General features: G+C 36.3%; 16 protein-coding genes. 8 read left to right on the plus strand and 8 right to left on the minus strand.

The annotated features are described in order from the left end of the window. Window positions 1–64: 64 nt before the first annotated feature. The 3 genes from ABD985_RS03255 to ABD985_RS03265 form a co-directional block, all read right to left on the minus strand. Window positions 65–1,075 carry an IS110 family RNA-guided transposase gene (locus tag ABD985_RS03255; RefSeq protein WP_345369155.1) on the minus strand — a complete coding sequence of 337 codons (1,011 nt, stop codon included), beginning with the start codon at window positions 1,073–1,075 and terminating at the stop codon, window positions 65–67. A 519-nt stretch (window positions 1,076–1,594) separates the two neighbouring features. After that, window positions 1,595–2,176, minus strand: a complete 582-nt coding sequence (locus tag ABD985_RS03260; RefSeq protein ID WP_345369156.1) for a PIN domain-containing protein — start codon at window positions 2,174–2,176, stop codon at window positions 1,595–1,597. Window positions 2,177–2,193: 17 nt separating this feature from the next. Continuing rightward, the gene (locus tag ABD985_RS03265) at window positions 2,194–2,619 is read right to left on the minus strand and encodes an excisionase family DNA-binding protein (RefSeq protein ID WP_345369158.1); all 426 of its coding nucleotides are present in this window, start codon (window positions 2,617–2,619) and stop codon (window positions 2,194–2,196) included. Between the two features lie 1,348 nt (window positions 2,620–3,967). On the opposite strand from ABD985_RS03265, the gene ABD985_RS03270 reads away from it, so the two are divergent. Next, a complete protein-coding gene (locus tag ABD985_RS03270; protein WP_345369160.1) occupies window positions 3,968–5,602 on the plus strand; it encodes a T9SS type A sorting domain-containing protein in 1,635 nt (544 codons plus the stop codon). Window positions 5,603–5,669: 67 nt separating this feature from the next. Here ABD985_RS03270 and ABD985_RS03275 read toward each other — a convergent pair whose 3' ends face one another. Beyond that, complete coding sequence (locus ABD985_RS03275; protein ID WP_345369161.1) at window positions 5,670–6,419, minus strand: helix-turn-helix domain-containing protein; 750 nt, start codon at window positions 6,417–6,419, stop codon at window positions 5,670–5,672. Between the two features lie 287 nt (window positions 6,420–6,706). Here ABD985_RS03275 and ABD985_RS03280 point away from each other — a divergent pair, with 287 nt between their 5' ends. The 5 genes from ABD985_RS03280 to ABD985_RS03300 all read left to right on the plus strand — a co-directional run bounded on the left by ABD985_RS03280 (window position 6,707) and on the right by ABD985_RS03300 (window position 11,302). Then, complete coding sequence (locus tag ABD985_RS03280; RefSeq protein ID WP_345369163.1) at window positions 6,707–6,964, plus strand: hypothetical protein; 258 nt, start codon at window positions 6,707–6,709, stop codon at window positions 6,962–6,964. Continuing rightward, a complete protein-coding gene (locus tag ABD985_RS03285; RefSeq protein ID WP_345369165.1) occupies window positions 6,945–8,099 on the plus strand; it encodes a hypothetical protein in 1,155 nt (384 codons plus the stop codon). Before ABD985_RS03280 ends, ABD985_RS03285 begins: the two co-directional genes overlap by 20 nt. A gap of 45 nt (window positions 8,100–8,144) precedes the next feature. Beyond that, window positions 8,145–8,411, plus strand: a complete 267-nt coding sequence (locus ABD985_RS03290) for a helix-turn-helix domain-containing protein (protein WP_345369167.1) — start codon at window positions 8,145–8,147, stop codon at window positions 8,409–8,411. A gap of 67 nt (window positions 8,412–8,478) precedes the next feature. Next, a complete protein-coding gene (locus ABD985_RS03295; RefSeq protein ID WP_345369168.1) occupies window positions 8,479–9,873 on the plus strand; it encodes a DUF3987 domain-containing protein in 1,395 nt (464 codons plus the stop codon). Between the two features lie 253 nt (window positions 9,874–10,126). After that, the gene (locus ABD985_RS03300) at window positions 10,127–11,302 is read left to right on the plus strand and encodes a DUF6371 domain-containing protein (RefSeq protein ID WP_345369170.1); all 1,176 of its coding nucleotides are present in this window, start codon (window positions 10,127–10,129) and stop codon (window positions 11,300–11,302) included. A 22-nt stretch (window positions 11,303–11,324) separates the two neighbouring features. Here the strand turns inward: ABD985_RS03300 and ABD985_RS03305 are convergent, their stop codons facing one another. Then, window positions 11,325–11,768, minus strand: coding sequence for a hypothetical protein (locus tag ABD985_RS03305; RefSeq protein ID WP_345369172.1), 444 nt, complete (start codon window positions 11,766–11,768; stop codon window positions 11,325–11,327). Between the two features lie 227 nt (window positions 11,769–11,995). Between ABD985_RS03305 and ABD985_RS03310 the strand changes: the two genes are divergently transcribed. Continuing rightward, window positions 11,996–12,739, plus strand: a complete 744-nt coding sequence (locus ABD985_RS03310) for a hypothetical protein (protein ID WP_345369174.1) — start codon at window positions 11,996–11,998, stop codon at window positions 12,737–12,739. Window positions 12,740–12,898: 159 nt separating this feature from the next. On the opposite strand, the gene ABD985_RS03315 is transcribed toward ABD985_RS03310, so the two are convergent. Further along, entirely contained in the window at window positions 12,899–14,329 is a 1,431-nt protein-coding gene (locus ABD985_RS03315) for a reverse transcriptase/maturase family protein (protein WP_345369176.1), read from the minus strand. Between the two features lie 625 nt (window positions 14,330–14,954). On the opposite strand from ABD985_RS03315, the gene ABD985_RS03320 reads away from it, so the two are divergent. Continuing rightward, window positions 14,955–19,193 carry a hypothetical protein gene (locus ABD985_RS03320; RefSeq protein ID WP_345369177.1) on the plus strand — a complete coding sequence of 1,413 codons (4,239 nt, stop codon included), beginning with the start codon at window positions 14,955–14,957 and terminating at the stop codon, window positions 19,191–19,193. Between the two features lie 50 nt (window positions 19,194–19,243). Here ABD985_RS03320 and ABD985_RS03325 read toward each other — a convergent pair whose 3' ends face one another. After that, window positions 19,244–19,741 carry a DUF4365 domain-containing protein gene (locus ABD985_RS03325; RefSeq protein WP_345369179.1) on the minus strand — a complete coding sequence of 166 codons (498 nt, stop codon included), beginning with the start codon at window positions 19,739–19,741 and terminating at the stop codon, window positions 19,244–19,246. 35 nt (window positions 19,742–19,776) lie between these two features. Further along, window positions 19,777–20,547 (minus strand): hypothetical protein, encoded by a 771-nt coding sequence (locus ABD985_RS03330; RefSeq protein WP_345369181.1) that lies wholly within the window; start codon window positions 20,545–20,547, stop codon window positions 19,777–19,779. Between the last annotated feature and the right edge of the window lie 150 nt (window positions 20,548–20,697).

Raw genomic sequence — 20,697 nt, forward strand, 5'->3', positions numbered from 1 at the left:
TAGCGATAGGCATCGGTGGTAAAGCTGCGGGCCTGGATTTGCTGGCCAAAAGAATTTGTATGGCTTAGGAGAGAGCGTGATTGTAACTCTTGTTGTAAGGCACTCCATCCCGGATACAGGCAAACACCCTATGGATTAATTTATTCCGGATAGCATTAAGTATACTCATTTTGTGTTTTCCTTCGGCTATTTTTCTATTAAAATAATCCTGTAATTCTCCGGGTACTTGTATAACAGAGCAAGCACACATATGCAATAAGCTTTTGAGTCGCAGGTCGGCTTTTTTGGAAACTTTTGCTTTGCTGTGAATACTGGATCCTGAGCGGTAGCTAAAAGGAACAACGCCAGCATAACAGGCAATTTGTTTGGCATTATCAAAACGCGTAAACCCGGCAGTAGCAATGAGGAGTGCCATAGCGGTTGTTCGTCCGATACCTGGTACGGAGGTCGCTAATTGTAGCTGCTTATTAAGGAATGTGTCCTTCCGAATCATTTCCTCTAGCTTCTTGTCCAAATCTTTAAGAGCTGTTTTGAGTGCACCTAGGGGAACTTCTATATTTTTATTTAACTCCTCTTTGAGCGTTTGATTTGGTCCTTGCGTTAGCTCATCCAGGGAGCGCTCTAATCCGTTAATTGACTTTTGAATTTGCTTGCGTTGTATATAATGTTTCTTGAGCTTTTCCAGTGTCTCGGAGCGAGGTTTCCAAAGTCTTGCCTTATCTTGGTAACGCATACAGTAGTCGGCTAACCGGTAAGCATCCACGGGATCACTTTTTCCTCTACGAAGTCCACTGTTTAATTTTAGCTCTAAAGCGGTAACCAACCAAAGGTCGAGTCCATAACTGCATAGTATACCGCTGAGTAATTCCCCATATCCACCAGTGTATTCTGCAAGAAATAGACATTGCTCTAACAGGATATTCTCTTGTTTCAATAGGTTAATGAAGGCATTTATTCCGTTAACCGAATTGTCGATACGGCCGCTACATATAGAGGAATCTTTTTGTAGGCAATGGTAATCAAGCCAGTTTTTAGAAATGTCGATACCGATAAAACAGGTGTAGTTTTTAGTCATAGGGAAAGGAGTTTGTTGAGGAATAAAAAACGATTGGTGTTGCATTAAAATCAAACCCTTTGTTATGAGTTTTAAACTCCAATTTGTATTTGATGTTACAACAGACAGCCGATAGAGATAAAACCCTTTTCTAAGTTTCGAACTTTCCAAATAGTGTGATTTGCTCTACCGGTAAAATGTATAGTTAGTGAAGGGAACGTGTTTTTTTGCTTTTAAACAGGAAAAGAGTAGTTTTTTTCGTTATGAGAAGGATGTGAAATGATGGTGACCAACCTTATAAACGAATTCTTGATTACTGAAATCTTTCAACCAGACAGCACGTAGTTCAAAAGATAAACAGTATACACATGGAGCTATTGGTATATCGGTGGGTGTATTCAGGAAGGAATATGAAGCAATCAACGAGTAGGCGATAGGGGAGGGTACAGAGGGGAATTCTAAGGTTAGGGCTAGGCGTTCCCGTATTTCTCCTATATACGGCCCGCTCCTAACCTAATCCAAAATCTGTCCCTTCTATAATCACAACATAGCTTCCAAAGCATTCATACTTTTCCGCAACTGACATTTCTCAGCAAGATGAGAAATCGTTTCACGAAGGTCTTCCGGAGGGTTTTTATACATTTGGTGGTTTCGTTTCAATGCCTTGATCACGGCATTTTTATTCCGTTCAATCATTGCCAGGACAAAATCATCCGGGTGTGTTGGAGTGATACCATAAAGGGAACACTCTTGGGGGTCAAAGTCCTTTAGATTAAATGTAACCAGGTAGTCAGCCTCTTCTTCTATTGCTACTGCTAAAACATGTTGGTCCTTTTCGTCAGTTGCTGATAGCTTCTCGATATGTTTCTCATAGGTCGTACAATTAGCGGCTGGAAATACCTTGTTCATATTTACAATACGTCGCTCAAAATATTTAGCGGCATCGCTTCTTTTTTCCTGGACGACCTTATTTAATTTATTGCGAGACCATTCTTCATTGATTTTGTTGCTCCAATAGGGATCATAAAGTTCTTCTTCCAGCCCTAGGCACAACATAAAGTCCATGAGTCTGGCTGGGAAAAGGACACACGCATCTAGTACAGCTCCTATAGGTTTGTTCATTAGTTTATGGTGTAATCTTATTCAAAGTCTATGTTATCCAATTGATTTGTATCAGCTCCAAGTTGACTCAGTGCTTCTTCCCGCTGGAGCTTAAAGGCAATAACATCTTCTCGCTTTACTTTCTTGTGAGAACCGACCATCACATAATCTATCGCTCCCTTATCAAGCATTTTGACAAAATAAGGTCTGCTCATCCCTAATAACTTGGCAGCTTGTGTCGTAGTCAACAATTCGTTATCTGTAAGGATACTAATGCTGGAGCCATCACTTATTTTCTTCAGGATAAAATGAAATATCTCAAAGGTTTCTTCCGAAAGTTCTATGTCGTTACCGTTAATGGAAAGTGTAGGTCTGTGTTCTTTATCTATGGTAGCTTTCCGGAAAGCTTTTGCGGAGATCTTGGCTTTTTTAGCCATCTCCTGTGTAGGAGTTAATGTTTTCATGCTTTACAGTGTTTATCATTAATGGATCATAGCCCTATTCATTTGGGTATATACTCTTTACAAAGATATCTATTTTAAGTGAAATAAAGCAAATAAGTGTAATAAGTGAATTTTTAATAGGTTCAGACGCTATTTGTTGCAGTTGATGGATATAATTGTGCAATCATTGACTGCACAATTATTCAAATTATACCTGTGGAGACTGTAAGAGGGAATTGTGCACACACTGTCTGCACAATTCTATACTTGTGTTTTTGAGTGGAATATGATAGGCCAAAAAAAGTTGGGTCAGGTTATTTCTCCTATATACGGCCTAACCCTGACCTAACCTAAAAAGTGACCTTTTTCAGACTATAAATTCAATGGTTATTGACTTGGAGATTATGTCCACACTGTGGTCACAATTCTAGATGAAAAAGCAAGGATCTAGATCTCCTATATACGCACTAACCTAAAAAGTAACTTTGAAAAGGAGCACTATAAGTGGTCCTGAAATGAAGTACTAAAATCGAGGGTCAGGTTATTTCCCCTATATACGGCCTACCCCTAACCTAATCTAAAAGCTGACCCTTTTCATCCTATAAATTCAAGTAGAACTTGGAGACATATCATCAATATTAGAGGTAGATTGGAAAACTTCTGTAAAACACCCCTCACACTATCAAAAAGCTACTTTTTAACCATTTGTCCAGCAGTAAATACCCCTTTTACCAAAATTGTAAAGCAAAATCACCGCAATTTTAGCCTCTATTTCCCATCTTGTAATAACAAAATGATCGTTTTAGAATCAAATACTACCGGAATGCATTACAATAGCTTTACAATGGGGTTTAAGTTACTGGTTTTCAGTGATGAGAATTCATTCTGGTGGTGCTACAATTATTTCTTGTAAAGAGTTGATTTTGAGGAGGTTGTTTAACCTCCTTTTATTATTTATACAGAGTTGTATACAGAGAAAATAATATCTGTTTATACTCTTAATAATATGCTCTGTTGATGTGTCTTGAAGAGATAAAGGCACTTACTTTTTTATCAAAATAGAAATCATTAACCAATGTAAACCTTAAATAATCTGAGGTGATATCGTTATTGTTTTATTTTTAATTTATTAGCTATGATTAGATTATCACTATTTGTTTTTTTCATTCTTTGCTTTATCAAAAGTTACGCTCAAGACACAACATTTGTTACTTCTAATGTTACTCAAAAAACAATTTGGAGTATTGATCGATCTCCATTCATTTTAGAAAATGATATTAGTATTGCTCCGAATGTTGATTTAATAGTTGAGCCAGGGGTAGAGATTATCGGTCAGGGTAAAAAAATATCAGTATATGGCACTTTGTTCATGAGTGGAGAGAAGAATAACCTGATTAAAGTTACACAGACACTAATTCACCCAGGGGATAACAATTCTGACGATTCTTTCTCTATAGAAATGGAATATGTTTATATGAATGGAGGAGAATTATACCCAGCAACAGGAGGATCTATTTATGGCAGTATATCGGTGAAAGACTCTAGACTTTCTAATATAAACAATAGCTATACGGGTATATTTTATATATGGTATCCAATTAGTGAATGTAGATTTGAACGTAATGTGTTTGACAATTGTGGCCCCCTTTCTATAGGAACAAATGGAGTTAAGGTAACAATAAAGAATAATGTATTCCTTAATAAACCTAAGAATGGATACTATGATTGCCATATATTGAATTGGGCATCTTATGGTGATGAGTTTTTAACTGAGGTAAAGTATAATAGTTTTTTAGATACTACTTCTGTTGCTGTTAAACTACCTAAAGGATATTCAGATGCATATTTACATGCTGATAGTAACTATTGGAATACAATAGATGATGCTACTATTCAGTCAATGATTTTTGATTATAATGATGATTACTCTTCGAATGATAGTATAAGTTATAAGCCTTTTTTACATAATCCTCATCAGGATACACCAGTGATCATGGATTTTGATGTAGATACGTTGGTAGGCTTGAGTGGAGAGACAGCCTTTGAGTTTACTGATTTATCAGAAGGAAATGTAACGGAATGGATGTGGGATTTTGGGGATGGATCCACTAGTACGGCTCAACATCCATCACATGTTTATACTACATCCGGTACATATGATGTTAAGTTGATCGTATCTAATGATGTACAATCAGATTCTATAGTAAAAGAGTCACTGATATATGTAGAGGCACCATTTGTAGTGGATTTTGATGTAGATACGTTGGTAGGCTTGAGTGGAGAGACAGCCTTTGAGTTTACTGATTTATCAGAAGGAAATGTAACGGAATGGATGTGGGATTTTGGGGATGGATCCACTAGTACGGCTCAACATCCATCACATGTTTATACTACATCCGGTACGTATGATGTTAAGTTGATCGTATCTAATGATGTACAATCAGATTCTATAGTAAAAGAGTCACTGATATATGTAGAGGCACCATTTGTAGTGGACTTTGATGTAGATACGTTGGTAGGCTTGAGTGGAGAGACAGCCTTTGAGTTTACTGATTTATCAGAAGGAAATGTAATGGGATGGATGTGGGATTTTGGAGATGGATCCACTAGTACGGATCAACATCCATCTCATGTTTATACTACATCCGGTACGTATGATGTTAAGTTGATCGTATCTAATGATGTACAATCAGCTATAAAATCTAAGGATGATTGGATTATAGTCGAAGATGAGACTGTTTTGAATGTGGAAGACCAACTACCTGAAGCGACTATATCAATAGCACCTAATCCGGTTAAAGAGGAAATAAATGTGCTCTTGGAGGATCATACCATATATGAATCTTATAAACTGATTTCTTTTTCTGGAAAAATTATAAGAAGTGGAAGTGTGTTAAGTAATAACATTAGTATATCAGCACAAGATTTATCAAGTGGAATATACTTCTTAAAGTTAATTACTAAAGCACAACACATTACTGTTAGGAAGATTATTAAAAAATAAATATTCTACCCCTTAATATTATTAGGTCAGGAACTCCCCACTCCTGACCTTTTTTTACACCCAAAACCTACCTCTTAAAAGGAAGCTTATGCGTAAGCTGATTCGCTTGCTGCAACAACAGCAATACATCCCCTCCGCCTTTATTGATCAAATAAGACCTTTTCGCTAATACACGTTCCTTCCTGCTGATAGAGATATCCAGGATGGTGCTGTCAAATCCGGCTTGGGTTTGTGTTCTCGCCATTTTGGAGAAGACTTCTACCTGGATATTGGCTTTAAGGAATAGCTCAATGACTTTGTCCAGGGTAAAGAAATGGCGGTTGACCATTGCCAGGTCATCTTCCAGATGTTGGTTGATTTCGTAGAGCCAATCGAACAGGTCTTCGGATTGGTTGATAAACATTTGATTGAGTTCGATGGCTTTTTGTGCCAAGGCTTCTTCAACGGTATCAGGAGTTTCCTGAAGGTTATTTTGTATCAGTCCCTCTATAATTTGTCTGCCAAATTTATTGAAGGTAAGCGCAATAAACGTAGCACGTATTCTGTCGTATTTTCTCTCCAACAAGTCGTAGTTCTCAGGAGTGTCTGCTTGCGGTTTACTTTTTACAGGAGATCCACTGCGCACCAATAATTCTGCGGAAGAGGTGTTGAGTACTTCTGCAATTTCCTCCAGGCGTTCAATGGTTAGTTGGGGTTTTCCTGTACTTTCCATCTTGCCGTAAGCACTTCGGTGCATTTCTATTGCATCAGCAACCTGACTCTTCTGTAGTTTTTTCTCTTCCCTAACTTCCTGTATGATTTTATAAATATTGTGCATGCTTAAAAAGTTAACTCCTGTGCTATTGTAATAAATACTGATGCCACAAAATAAAGGAATTATCCATGAAATCATTTCCGGAGTCTTAAAAAGTTGCTTGAGGGATGGTCTGTTTGTGTCGAACTATCCTGATAGAAGTAATAGGGTGCATTTTTAATTTATTGAAATGCAAAATTTTCTTTCTTAAAATCAGTTTATTATAAATTTAATTGATTTTAAATACACTAAGTACTTTTAAAATTAATCATAGTGAATTATAATTGTATAAAGTAAATTATTAATGCACTATGAACAATATAGAAAAACTAATCTCAGAAATTGAAGCGAAAGGCTTCCTGTTTCGTGCCAGCAGGGCCTGGTACCGAAGCGTCGGAACAAACCCAAAGGAGTTTGCCAAGTTCCGAAAGAATCAAAAGCAACCCACTTTTATTCAGTTGCAGAATATCGCTACGGCTTTCAAGGTGTCAGTTGACGAATTGATCACCAAAACAGAAAACCAATCATCCACCCTAAACCCACAACCCTATGATCAAGAATCCAATTAATGATTTTCTATCCAAGGTCAGCTACCATCGTCAGGTGGAGCTGGCCAATGACCGATTTGCTTTTAAGCCCTTTGCGGTGCGCTTTCGGAAGTTGAAGCTGTATGCCATTATTGGTCGATTGCTGTTGCCTGTGATTTCTATTGCTACGGGAATGACCTTTATGAGTTCTTTATTGCATGGGATCGTACCACATACGCTTGCGGCTGTTTTCTCAGGAGGATTGTTGCTGGCATTGATGGAGGGAATGAAGGCGGATACCTTGAAGATAGGCTTTGAAGGATTGTACGGCGGACGGAAATGGGTGGCGACCTTGTTGCTGGCAGGTGTGTTGATGAGTGGTTTGAGCATCTATGTTTCTGTGAATGGGGCGAAGGAGTTGTATTACCTGATGGATGACAAGGAAGCGATGGTGACGAACACGTATCAGCAGGAAATGGATAGTGTCCGGACACATTATGTTGCTGCAACACAGGAGATAGAAAGCAAGATTGAGGAGATCAATCAACGACAGTATCAACGTCCGAACCAGTTTTTGTATGCCAGTGAACGAAAGGCAATCCTGAATTATCAGGAGCAGTTGCTGGGCGTTGCGGCAGAAAAAGCCACGGCAGAACAAGAGCTAAAGGCTTCTTTCAAGGAGCAGAAAGGGGAAATCATTGCAGACACTTCCTTTAATGCTTTCCGTTTTGCGGTGTTGGCAGGTTTGATTGACCTGTTGATAATCCTTTCCAACTGGTTTTTGGTGTATTTCGATTATCAGGTGGTGATGGAAAATGATGCGTTGCGGAAGATAGAAGCAACAGAAAAAAGACACAAACTGTCGGAGTATACTACTCGTTATGAGCTACCGAAACAATCCTTGTTGCGGCAAAAGACAGAGAATATACCTCAACCAACTAAAGAGGAAGAAGAGGCTCCGAGAGTGATCGGTTTTCAGCAGAATTTTGAACGAAAAACGGCTCAGGCAGTATCTGCGGTAAAGGTTAATGAGGAGAGTAAGAACTCTGTCCACTATATTCATTCCAAGGGGTATAAAATAGAATGTAAACATTGCGGAGAAACCGCTATCAAGAAAGTGCCTATGGCAAAGTTCTGTTCAGACCGTTGTCGTAGGGAGCATCATAAATCGAAATAATGAATCAATACATTTATCAATCAATAAACAGTAAAGTAAGCAGCTATGAAACAAACAATGACTATAGAGATGACTCCTGGGGATCTGGAGCAATTGCTGGAAAATGCAATCAACAAAGCGTTGAATAGAGCGAGAAATGAGAAGTTGACACAGAGTGATGAAGAGTTGCTATCCATTCGTGAGGTAGCCGATTACCTGAGTGTGACGGAGGTAACGATCCACAACTGGAAACGAGCAGGGAAGCTAAAATATAAGAAGATCGGAAACAGGGTGTTTTTCTCGAAAAGGGAGATCGAAAAACTAGTGAGTTAAATCAATTAAAAAAACGAAGCCCTTGTCAAGGTGGTAGCTGACAAGGGCTTCACTAAATGTCTTTTCTATGGTAGTAAAAGTAGAGAATTCTCCAGATTTATCCAAGGTGGATCGACTGGAAGATTTGGCTTCTCCCTTGATTAAAGAGGAGGGGAGCCATGAGAAAAAGCTAATAGAATTTCCCCTGGAAGTATTTCCGGAAAAGGTTCAGAAGATCCTGATGGAAGTACATGAAACACTGGGGTATGAGAAGGGCTATATGGCGATGGGGGTATTGTGTTGTGCCAGTGTGTTTGTAGGGAATAGTCGTCATATGAAAGTGAAAAACGGGTGGGTAGTGCCGCCCAATCTTTATGGGGTGATTGTCGGGAACTCCAGTAAGAAGAAGAGTCCGGCATTGAAGTTTGCGTTGCAGCCTTTGTTGCGGAAACAGGAAGTCCTGTTTGAAAAGCATAAGGAAGATGTGGAGCATTGGAAAGCGGAGAAAAGCACTTTGGAGAAGGTGGAATTGGATGCCTTTTTGGAAATGTATCCAGAACCAAAGCCGCAACGACTGAAAGTCAATGATGTGACCAAGGAAGCCTTGTGTAGAATCCTGTCTGAAAATCCGCATGGCTTATTGATGTATCGGGACGAGATCCTTGCCTGGGTGAATTCCCTCAACCAATATCGACCGGGATCGGACGGGCAGTTTTACCTGTCTGTATTTGATGGCAGTAGTGAGGTGTCGGATCGGGTGGAGAAAAGTGTATTTGTAGAGAATCCTTTCCTGTCTGTTGTGGGTGGCATTCAACCTAGTGTATTGCCCAAGTTAGCGGCAGGAAGTAGAGGAGAGGATGGTTTTCTATTTCGCTTGTTGTTTGTGTTTCCTGAGACAGAATCTCCGGTTTACCTCTCCGAAAAGGAAACCGCAACACGGGTATTTGAGGAGTACGATGCCATTATGAGTAAACTGTTTGAGGACTCCCAGAAGATACCGGAGCAGGAGGTGATCACCTTTTCAGTAAGGGCGCAACAATACTTTCTGTCGGTCGCTAACGAAAACACCTACAAGGGAAGTGAGTATGGGGATGAGTCGGTAATTTCCATTTATGAAAAGCTGAATGGCTATATCCCTCGATTGGCATTGCTGTTTCAGATTCTGGAAGATACCCTGGAGGGAAAACGAACTTTTCAGGTGCATTTGGGAGCCTTGGAAAGTGCTGTCAAACTCATGGAATACTTCAAGAAGACAGCGCATATGGTATTGGATACCCTGAGTTCTAATACGGGGTTGTCGGGATCGCATTTGGAGTATTATAGTGCTTTACCTAAGGAGTTCTCCACTTCTCAGGCGATTGAGATTGGTAAAGAACTTCAATACAGTCCTTCCAATATTAAGCAACGCTTACTCAAGAAATTCGTCAAGATGGGATTGCTGGACAACAGCACTCATGGACGTTACAGAAAACTGAAAGTATAACCCTGTATACTATGTGTACTTTGTATACTTTACCCTCAAAAACAGCTTTCACGCTATTTAAAACGCAGATTGAAAGTATACATCGGATGTGTACTATGATGTATACTTTGCGTGAACCCAATTTGAAAGTACACATCAAAGTATACAGGAGTTGTGTACTTTGAATCTTGCTTTAAGCTACTGTGGAGAGGGTTTTAGTACTGAAAGTATACAAAATACACAAAGTATACATGCTGCTAAATACGAAAGAACAATGTCATTGCAAATATCCTTAGATAAAAGAACCTATAACCACGCACCCAAAAAGTTTCACTGCCCCTCCTGTGGAAAGAAACGTTATGTGCGCTACTATGATGAAGAGAAGCAGGAGTATCTGCCGGAAGAATATGGTCGTTGCGACCGGGAAGAGAAATGTGGCTATCATCAGCCACCCGATAAGGAATATTTCCGTCGACGATTGGGTGAAGAACCACCGCAACACCGACGGTTTCGGACAACATCAGCCAAGGCTCAGACAGTTCAGCCAACCATATCAACTCTATCCATAGAATACCTGAAAGCAAGCTTGCAGGAGCCTAAAAACAACTTTCTGGACTGTATAGAAGAAGTATTTGGAAGCAATAGTAGGCAAGCGACCCAAAAGCAATTTATGATTGGTCGCTCAGATCACTGGAATGGAGCCAATGTGTTTTGGCAGGTAGATATCAACCAACAAGTACGGTCGGGAAAGATCATGCTATACGGCCCAAATTTCCGACGGATAAAAGAACCTTTCAACCACGTTCACTGGGTACACAGCCTATTACAGAAGAAAGGCTTATTACCACAATACTTCCAGTTGCAGCAATGCTTTTTTGGAGAACATCAACTCATGGACGATACCAAAGTAGTTGCCATTGTAGAAAGTGCCAAAACAGCCGTGTTGGGGTGGTTGTGGAAGCCTAACTATATCTGGCTCTCCGCAGAAGGAAGCAATGGATTGACCTTAGAGAAATGTAAAGTACTGAAAGGTCGTAAAGTCATTCTCTTTCCTGATTTTGATGATCAATGCCGGGAGAAATGGACGAATATCGCCTATGAGATGCTATTCGAATTAGGAATAGAAGTCAGCGTAAGCGACTACCAAAAAGAACGCAACGATGGCACAGACCTGGGCGACTTTATCCTGGGAAATCCGGATCTGATTCATCAGGTACAATATGAATTTGAGGACTTGGAGATCTTCAAGCGAGTGAATCTCGTTGCAGCAGCGATGCCATGTCTGAGAGCAGATATCCTCTATACCGCAGACACACTTCGAGCAACCATTTGTGAGCATTTCGGACAGCAGTCAGACAGTAAGATGGTAATTAGGGCAATTGAATATTTACAGGAAGAACGATTGGAAGTGGTTGAAGGTGAGAAGGAGATTTATTATCGCCTTTTGTAAAGTAAATCGCCACGATATTGTATTAAAAGCGAGATGCTTTTAGATAAATCAACTGTCTAAGCTGTTCATAATTTTCCAGTTCTTCAGGTAATAAGAATGTACTTCTTCCAGTAAAGGAATTCGATGTATTTGTTTTTAGTGTGAGTCCAGAGTCAGTAGGAGTATAATTAAGGTTTTTCCATTGAATAACTTGCTTGTTAATTGTGACCTCTTTCTCTGACACACTTACCTTTAGTTTTATTTCTTCTAGGAATGAGTTGTAAAGACCTAGCCAGACTGAAAGTGATAGTATTAATAAGGAGAATATAGGAACGATGGTTTGCAGAACCAGGTCATTAGTACAGAAAGGAATAGAAACAATTATTATAGCTACTATGGTAAGGGCTACTCTAGCTCTTTTTATTACCCTTTTATAGAACTTCCATTTGAAAGCATTACGCTTTTGGTGGTCGATGGTGTAAGTCATAGTTTAGTTGAGATAGAAAATCCCTTCAGAGATTTTATAAGGAGATGTGTTACTTATTAATCAAGCTTGTTTTCAGTTTGATTCAATTCTATAAAGAAAGTAGAAAATTGACTAAATGACAATGGTTTATAACCTAAAATCGGGAATGAGGTGACGAGGACAATATACTGATTGAGGTATACAGAAAAAGAATATGAAATCCATTATAAAGTTAAAGTAGAGTAAAGATGAATACAGAAGTTGAAGAAAGAATCCTTTCCCTTCGCAAATCAGGGGAAAGCCTTAGAAATATTGCGAAAGAGGTTAATAAAACCCGTTATTTCGTAGTAAAAACCCTTCAAGAAGTGTCTTCAGATAGTCCCGGACAGCTTTCGGACACTGTCCCAGACACTCCTCAGCCAGTGGTTGAGACAGTTCAGACAGGTTTTCAACCACTGTCCGAGACACTGTCTGAAATGGTCGGACAACCGGATCAGACCGTAGAAAATGCCATTACCTTATCTTCTGAGGAGTACGAGCTATTCGAAAAACAGATAGAGGAAGGGCTAGAGTATAAAGACCGTTACATGCTATTGAAATACGACTATGAGGAATTGCAAAAGACCGTACAGCAACTCCAGTCTCAGCAAGGCTTGTCTTCCTTTATCCACGAAGGACACCTCAGGACAGAACGACAGTTGCGAAAAGCGAAGACAACTATTGATGAGTTGCAGCATAGCCTAGTAAAGTTATTATGGAGTAATTACCGCCAACATCTGGGAAGTATAGTGACTGAGGATTTCTTGCAGAAACAGATGAGTTTGGCTGAAGAGGTAGAACAAGTCTTGAAGCAGACTACGGAAGTTCCTTATAGTAATTCTTCTTTGTTGGATTTTAAGGCAGAGTGTAAGGAGCGATTGGCTGAGGTGGAGAAGGAAACTTTTGGAGGAATGGTATTGAGGGGGAGTAGGAGGGTTGAAAGGTGGGAGTGAGGAATTTTCTATTGTGAGAAATACGACCGTGAGCTTTTTGGTTTACGGTTGTATATTTGATTAAGCCTTTGTATAGTAAGGTTTGAAAGACATGACGTAATTATGTTTTCTAGAAAATATTAGTATATACTGCATTAATAGTGTTTACGTTGGTTAGGTTCAGAGATTGTTATCCATTTTAAGTGAACATTGACAGTGTTTCCAAGCTGAAAACTTCCCTTTTCTTATTGGAGGTTCGGAGTTTACTGCTTCATCAAAAACCTTATCAATCCAATTAACATGATTTTTTAATATTCCTTTTATATTTTCATATTTATATTTATTATCCTGTTCAAAAACAGCTGAAGATCTTCTTAAATAAGAATAGTAATTTCGATTACCTGAGTGTGTGAAAATAGCTCTTATTTTTTTTATTGAAGGGGTGATATTTCTGGTCTTACATGTATTTACATAGCTATAAATAAACTGTGATGCCCTTTGATAAAACTTATTAACACCATTTTGTCTGACAGAGATATTATTTCCTGTGCAGTTGAAACCTAAATAACTAATAGTTGGATGAGTTTTAGATAAAGTATTGTACTCAAACTTTTCTGTTTTTTCTGGAGCGATAGGTAACTTTAATTTTTCTAGCTCTAGTTTACATAGATTATATAAAGTGTTTATATCCATATTATTTGAAGCAGCGATGAAAATATCATCAGCATACCTAATATAGATAGCGTTCATACTTAAGGCTAAATGCTTCATATCTTTATCAAACTGCATCATTACGATATTTGCAAGTACTCCACTGCATGGTAAGCCTTGAGGTATTCCTTTATATGAGTTTTTTCTAATAATGCCTAAGTCTCTTAACTTATTCCAATTTTTGTTTGTTCTGCTCATGTACATTCCCTCTCCTTTACTAAACGTATCAATATTGGATAATAAATCCTGTTGCTCCACGTATGTATATTTTGTTACAGCTTTGTAAATTTTGTAATCAACCTTGGATAGTTTAGTATCCTCATTAATTAGTTTTATCAGGTTTTTCTTTAAAAAAGGGTGAGGGATATTATCAAAAAAACTTTTAATATCTAATGCAATGGCATAATACTCTGTATGCTTCTGTAAATAGTCAAAAGCTAGTTTAGCATAATGAGCATTAAATTTTCCTGTATTAGGGATGTATGCACTCACTGAACTCTCAAGGTCATTCTCTTCGAGCCATTTTTTATATTTTATACTTAAATAATCATTCCATGCTGCATAGATAATCCTATCTCTATGTGAAGTAGTTTTTATAGGTCGTAATTTTGAGTTGTAACGTCTAAAGCAGTGACAGTCAGGGTGTAGTCTTTCTATTGAATATTTACTTTGATTCATTTCAAAAGAAATCAATGGGTCAAAGCTATAGCTATTTAGATCTTTATCTATTTCTGAAAGGAAAAATTCCCTGCATTCGCTTGTTCTAGGGGTTATGTATTTTCCAATGTGCGGATATTTAGGGAAGTTATCCAATATGAAATCATCAATATTGAAGCTTTTTATGTTATCTATCTTTGTATCGAACTTGTTGAAATATGCTTCTATATTTGATTTTTTCATATGCTAATGAGATGTAGAAGCCGAAGATTCAGCCAATCTTAAAAGAAGGCTTCTACATCTCTTTATTTGAAGTTGGTCCTCGTGTAAAAGAATAAGTTTTAGCAGTTGGATACCGGCTGACTTAGACATATAAGCCAAAGAAACGTTACATATAACAGTAGTAAACTTAACGATACTATCATGAGATGCAATATTAGAATTATCATGACCATACTTTCTTGTCTAGTACAAATTGTTTTGATTAAATTAGATACTAGTTCAGAGGAGTTGTCATATAGAAAGATAATAACTCCGGTTATCATGGTTCATGGTAATGAGCAAATAGTTCCTAACAAGAAGTCTTATCACCTCTTCTTAAAAGAAAACTGTAACATTTCGAAACAAGCTACCCTATAGATCTTAATAACTATAGGCAAAATTAAATACGAAAAATAAGTAAAACAGTTTCTTTTTTTAAGGATTTTTATGAAAAAAACATCTATTTCTGCCGTTTAAGAGTTGAATGCATTATTTGACCACGATATGAAATTGATAGAAGAGGCAGAGTAAATAGAATTTATGCTCTAATCCTCCTTTTTACTATATTAATATTCTATTTTTTACGAACTGCTAATTGAATTTGACCTTGGAAAGAGATTGGAGAGACTATAAATCGTTATATGGAGGCTTAGAAGGAGCAAGAAGTGCATTCGAAAAACATTGTGCTGATTTGTTTCAAGAAATATACCCTGATAAAAATGTTAAAACTGTTAGAGTCACTCAAGGAGATGGAGGTATAGATGTATTTGTTGGTGACTATGGTAATAGTCCAATTGTGGTAATTCAATGTAAGTTCTTTCTAGAAGCCTTTGAGAATAGCCAATACCAACAAGTTAATGACTCGTTTGAAACGGCCATTAATAATACTGAGTATAGCATATCTGAGTGGATACTATGTATTCCATATGAATTATCAATTAAGCAACATAAGTGGTGGGGAGACTGGAAGAGTAAGAAGGAGAAGATGTATGGGCTTAATGAAGGCTTCATTAAACTTCTTGACGGAGGAAACATTATTCACTTGATGAACAAGCATCATATTTATAATGATGTTTTTAAAATTGAAGACTCTAAGTCAATCCAAGAAATTAAAGAGGGAGTAGAGAACTTACAAAGAGGGCTTCTTTCTCAAGGGAAAAAAGTTTCTAGAGATACTTTTGTTAGAAATATACAGAGCCATATTCCCTCATGTTACTTGCCAAGGTTTTTGATTAATTATCAAGGTGTTGCTACTACTGATATTTTATCTCCATACTCTAGAGAAACATCTGATCGGTTTACTTTACTAGATATTCTTGATAAAGAAAATCATATAGTACTTTTAGGGAATGCAGGTTTAGGGAAAAGTACGGAATTGAAACATGCTGCTTTAGAGATAGCTAAGTTGGAAGGTACAAGATATCCTGTATTCCAATCACTAAGTAATTTTTCTGCTAGTGATACGAGTCTTATTGTAGACTTGAAAGGAATAGACCCAGAGGAGGTTATTCTTTTTTGTGATGGTTTAGATGAAGTTGAACCAGAATATTTTAATACTGTAAAAAAGAAGATCGGTAGATTTATAGAGGATTATCCTAAAGCTAAAGTAGTAGTATCTTGTCGTAGTAACTTTTTCAAGTTACCAGGAGTATCACCCAAAATGCTAAAGGGATTTAGTCTTTTTTTCTTGGATAAATTTTCTGACACAGATGTTACATATTATATCAATGAAGCTGATGTAGACCCCAATAAATTACGTTCAGAGGCTTGGGACAAAGGATTATATGACCTTTTATTTAATCCTTTTTATCTGTCTTTGATTTTAGAAGTATATAAACATAATGGTCATGAGCTACCTGGGAAACGTAGTCAGTTGATAGAACAGATAATCAGCCTAAGAATTGATTGGGATGAGGGACATTATGAGAATACTATTGATATTGATGAACACAAGAATCATATCTTATTCTTACTAGGAAAGGTTGCACTCCTAATGAAAAGAATAGGGAAAACAACCTTGGATGATGAGCAAATTAGACATCTTTTAAAAAATAAAGAAGATAGAGATTTAATTCGATACTCTGGTATTTTTGAGAAAAAAGAGGGGCTCTCAAAAGTGTGGAAGTTTGAACATGCTAATTTTCAAGAATATTTATGTGCTAGGCTTTTGTGTACACTTCCATTTGAGCAGGTGATGGAAATAGTGTCAGAGCAAGGTAGAGTATTACCACATTGGTATAATACAGTAGTACACCTGATAAGTTTATTAGACGATGATTATAAGAGAGAACAGATAGTTGAGTGGTTAGCTGAGAATGATAAAGAAGTGCTTGTAGGGTGTGAGTATGAAGTTTTGTCTGACGATTTAAGGTCGACATTGTTTAGACAAATATTCAATTATTATAAGGCAAAAGAAATATGGGTGAGTTCCAACTATTTTCGGGAGGTAGATTTAGCTCTTTTTGGACAAAGTGATGAAAATATTGAGTGGGTTCTAGAGCAAATAGAAGACGAGCATAATCATCTAAGAATCAGAAAAAGTGCTTTAATGATTTTGGAGAATTTTGACCTTGAAAGGTATCCTGATCAAAATAAGCTAATGAGTAAATTGCTTGAGTTTATACAAATTGATCTAGACAATGACTTCAAAGCGAATGTAATTAGGGTTATCTATAAGCATAAATTATATGATTTTAAATACATAGATCTGGTATTTAAGTATGTGGGTGATATGCCTTCCAAATATATCAGGAAGGAGATGTATACATTAATATCTTCAGCTGACTTAGTAGATGAGTATTGGCCATATTTTCGAGAAGGTTTGTCTTACATTTATTCTGAGGATAAAATAAAAGGTAGAGAAAGTAATTTGGCAATAGGTGAAGAAATAGTTCTTTTTGATAGCATTCTAAAAATTAAGACTTATCCTATCTTAAAGGAATTGATAAATGACTATAAACGAAAATTAGTTAAGCGGTTATATGGTAGCAGAAGCGCAGACTGTTTGCAAAAAATTATTGAAAGAGCAGCAAGCTTATATTGGTATAATGATGGATTGTATGAAGACTTATTTAGTTTAAGTTTTGATCGCTTTTATTGGTTCAATAATGAGGTTTCTTTAGTAAAGCTTTGTATATCATTTTTCCGTAAGACTGACAATAGTGAGAGGTTATTTAATGATCTGATCAATTACATCAATGAGAAGCCAAATTATAATTACCATTGTTTATGGTTTATAGCCTATATAGAAGATCTAAATACTATGCAATTATTATTCGCTCAGAAAATATCGGGTCAGGTATCAAAACAACATATAGAGGACTATTACCATATACTAAAGCGAATAGATATTAATAGGGCAAAACGATTTAGGGATGAGGTAAGGTTGATTTTTGATGAAACTATTATTGACAGAGAGGAACAAATCACAAAACGACAATTAGAATATAGACAGGACTCATTGAATATTTTGTTCGATAAAGATGCTTTCTTTAAGTATGGTATAGACACTTTTGACCAGATAGAATGTATTACATGGAATGATGTGACAAAATATGATGAGTATGGTCGCCAGGCTGATGATCAATATCTATTACCTTTTAAAGACGCAATCTCTGATTTATTAAGAGGAGATAAGAAATCCTTATGTAAAAAAGATTTTATTGAATGGTTTGATGATGTAGATTTACAAGTTTATGTAGTGGTAAAAGCTTGTGAGTTAATTTATGATTCTCCAGAACTTCAGTTGACTCATGCTCAGATAGAGATTATTAGAAAATGGTTTAATCAAAATATTAGCCAGATCGATTTTACCAAAGGGTTTTTAATGAATGAAAATGGCTCCTTTCAAGTAAATGGAAAGTTTTTTCAGTTAAGTCGATATTTGATTATTCTATTAAAGCACTTCAATTTTCACTGTGATGAAAAAATATTATTGGACATGCTTCATCTAGTTATCGCTAGAGAAGATGTTAGTGCTTTAACGTTTAGAGGCCATTATAAGGTGCCATTACATATTACTATTGATGATATTGTTTTAAGACTTGGTATAGAAAAAGTAAGTCATAGAATACTAGTTAATCTAAATAATAATTTACCTCTGATTTCTATGGTTTTTACGGAATATGTTGATTTTGCAGTAAGTAATCGTATTGAAAAGCTATATCAACCATTATTATGCTTTGCTGTAAAAGCTCCTTATTCATCACACACTCTTAAAAGGACTTTTTCTAAGTTAGTTGATACTGATTATCGACTGATGAGAGATATAAAGCTTCTGTATGATCATGTCCAAATTGAATCGAAGCTTGATATTATAGACATATCAATAGAACAAGGAGATAAGGATTTTGCTTATAGAAAATTAAGCTTACTAGCCAATATAGACGAGCTGGGTGAAGATATTAAAAAACAGATTAACAATTATCTAATTAATATAGGTAGAATAGAAGGGTTATCGTTGTCTATTGAATGGATAAAAAGAAATTGGCAAAACCCATTTATTACTAGTAGAGCAAACCCTGAAAATATCATCTCTATGGAAAGTTTGCCATTAATGATAGAGTTATTGGATTTATCGTATAATGCTTCCATGCAAACAGATCACCCAATAGACAGACTTGATAGGCTTGTCATCAATGGTATTAAGAGTATTGCTCAAAATAACATTGATCAAAAAGAGCTTATAAAAAATGAATTATACCTTTTTGTGGAAAGAAATAAGACTACTTATAAAGATGTGGTATTTTTGAATACTTTCATTGAAGACATTGATAGAATGTACCTAGAGAGTAATAAAAACTTGAAATTGATGAATGTAGTGGAGGAGATTAATAGATTCTTCTGAGGGAGCTATCTCTGAAAAAGTATTAAACTTTTTCAGAGAGTATTTATCTTTTATTCATATCTATAATTTAGACCTCGGGTAGAGCTAACTTTAGTATTTCTAATTCTTTCAGAATATTCTTGGATTCTATTCCAATTAATACTGGATAAACGATTATTCTTGGGGATTTTAATGGTAAAAGTTTCATTTTCGAAACAAACATCTCCAATGATATCTCTTAACCATATCCAATAAGATTCTTGCTCGGTTGAAACATAGAGAATTATCATTACTAACTCTAATCTATTTTTTAAATAGTTAAGAGTACTGGTGTTCATTCTAACAGATACGTTATCTCTGTTTTCAAAAAGAGAATCTGTAGCTTTTAATTGAATAGCGAATGAGGTGCCATCAAGATATCCATCATTATTAGCTATCTCGATCAAATTATCTATACCGTAGTCATGTTCAAGACTTTGAATTACCCATTCAGTGGGAATACTGTTTCTCAATTTATTGATAGATTCTGTTTCTAAAACATGCTGTCTTGGTCTATTTGGTAAATTCATTTTTTAGCTATCTAATGATCATTTTTTTAAAAGGGCTATTTTATTTCGTTAGATATGAATTTTTTCATTAAAGTAAGTACTTCTGATTTGGTTAGATGGGCTGATCTTGAATCACTTCCAGTAAAACTTATGATATTTTGGTGTTCAAGTAAGTTCCATGTTCTTGATTGTCTAGTACTTATTATACATATCTCGTTGTTAACCGCTTTAGGTACTAAATAATTGTGTACAAATTCTTTAATTATCTGAACAGAAGAGAGCTTCTGGACACTACTATTGTTTGTGAATTGCTTGGAGTGATATGGATAGAGTTCAATTATAGCAATATTTTGTGATATAATTTTGATAGCATCTATAAAGGAAATGTTTAGCTCTTCTTGTAATGAAAGAATAAGGGCTTTAAATTTTTTTAACCAATAATTACTACCACTGTGCCATGCGTATGATGGGTTTAAATAAATAAGTGGGTAATTTTTATTTAGGTTTTCTTGTTTTAGGTTCCTTTTTAGTTCATCTATAAATTTAGATGAGGGAGTTTCTATTTCTGCATGATAGTCAATAAATGAAAGACCTGGGTTTAACATAAGTATGAAAACTTTGGCATTGAGTAGATCTCCAATATAGGGTACAGGAAATAGATCAGTATGGATTAAATTTTTATCAGTCCAGTAGTCATTGGTGTAGTAATCCTCAATAGATGAGAATGTGTATATCAAATCACGGTTAATGTGTTTAAGATCTGCAGGGTGTATATATGGTTTTGATGACTCTAATAGTTTCCAATAGTTTATCAGTTCTTCCATCATAGTATATTTTATTGTTCAGATAGCTTGTATAATAATAGCTGATTTAACCTCATGAGTTAGTTCTATCAATATATTTGTAGTTACTTTACTGAGCTTTCGCTCAGTTAATCTTTGGATAAAACATAATTATCCTGAGGAGAGTACTCAAGC

The organism is Algivirga pacifica (assembly GCF_039543525.1).
GTDB classification, from domain to species: domain Bacteria; phylum Bacteroidota; class Bacteroidia; order Cytophagales; family Flammeovirgaceae; genus Algivirga; species Algivirga pacifica.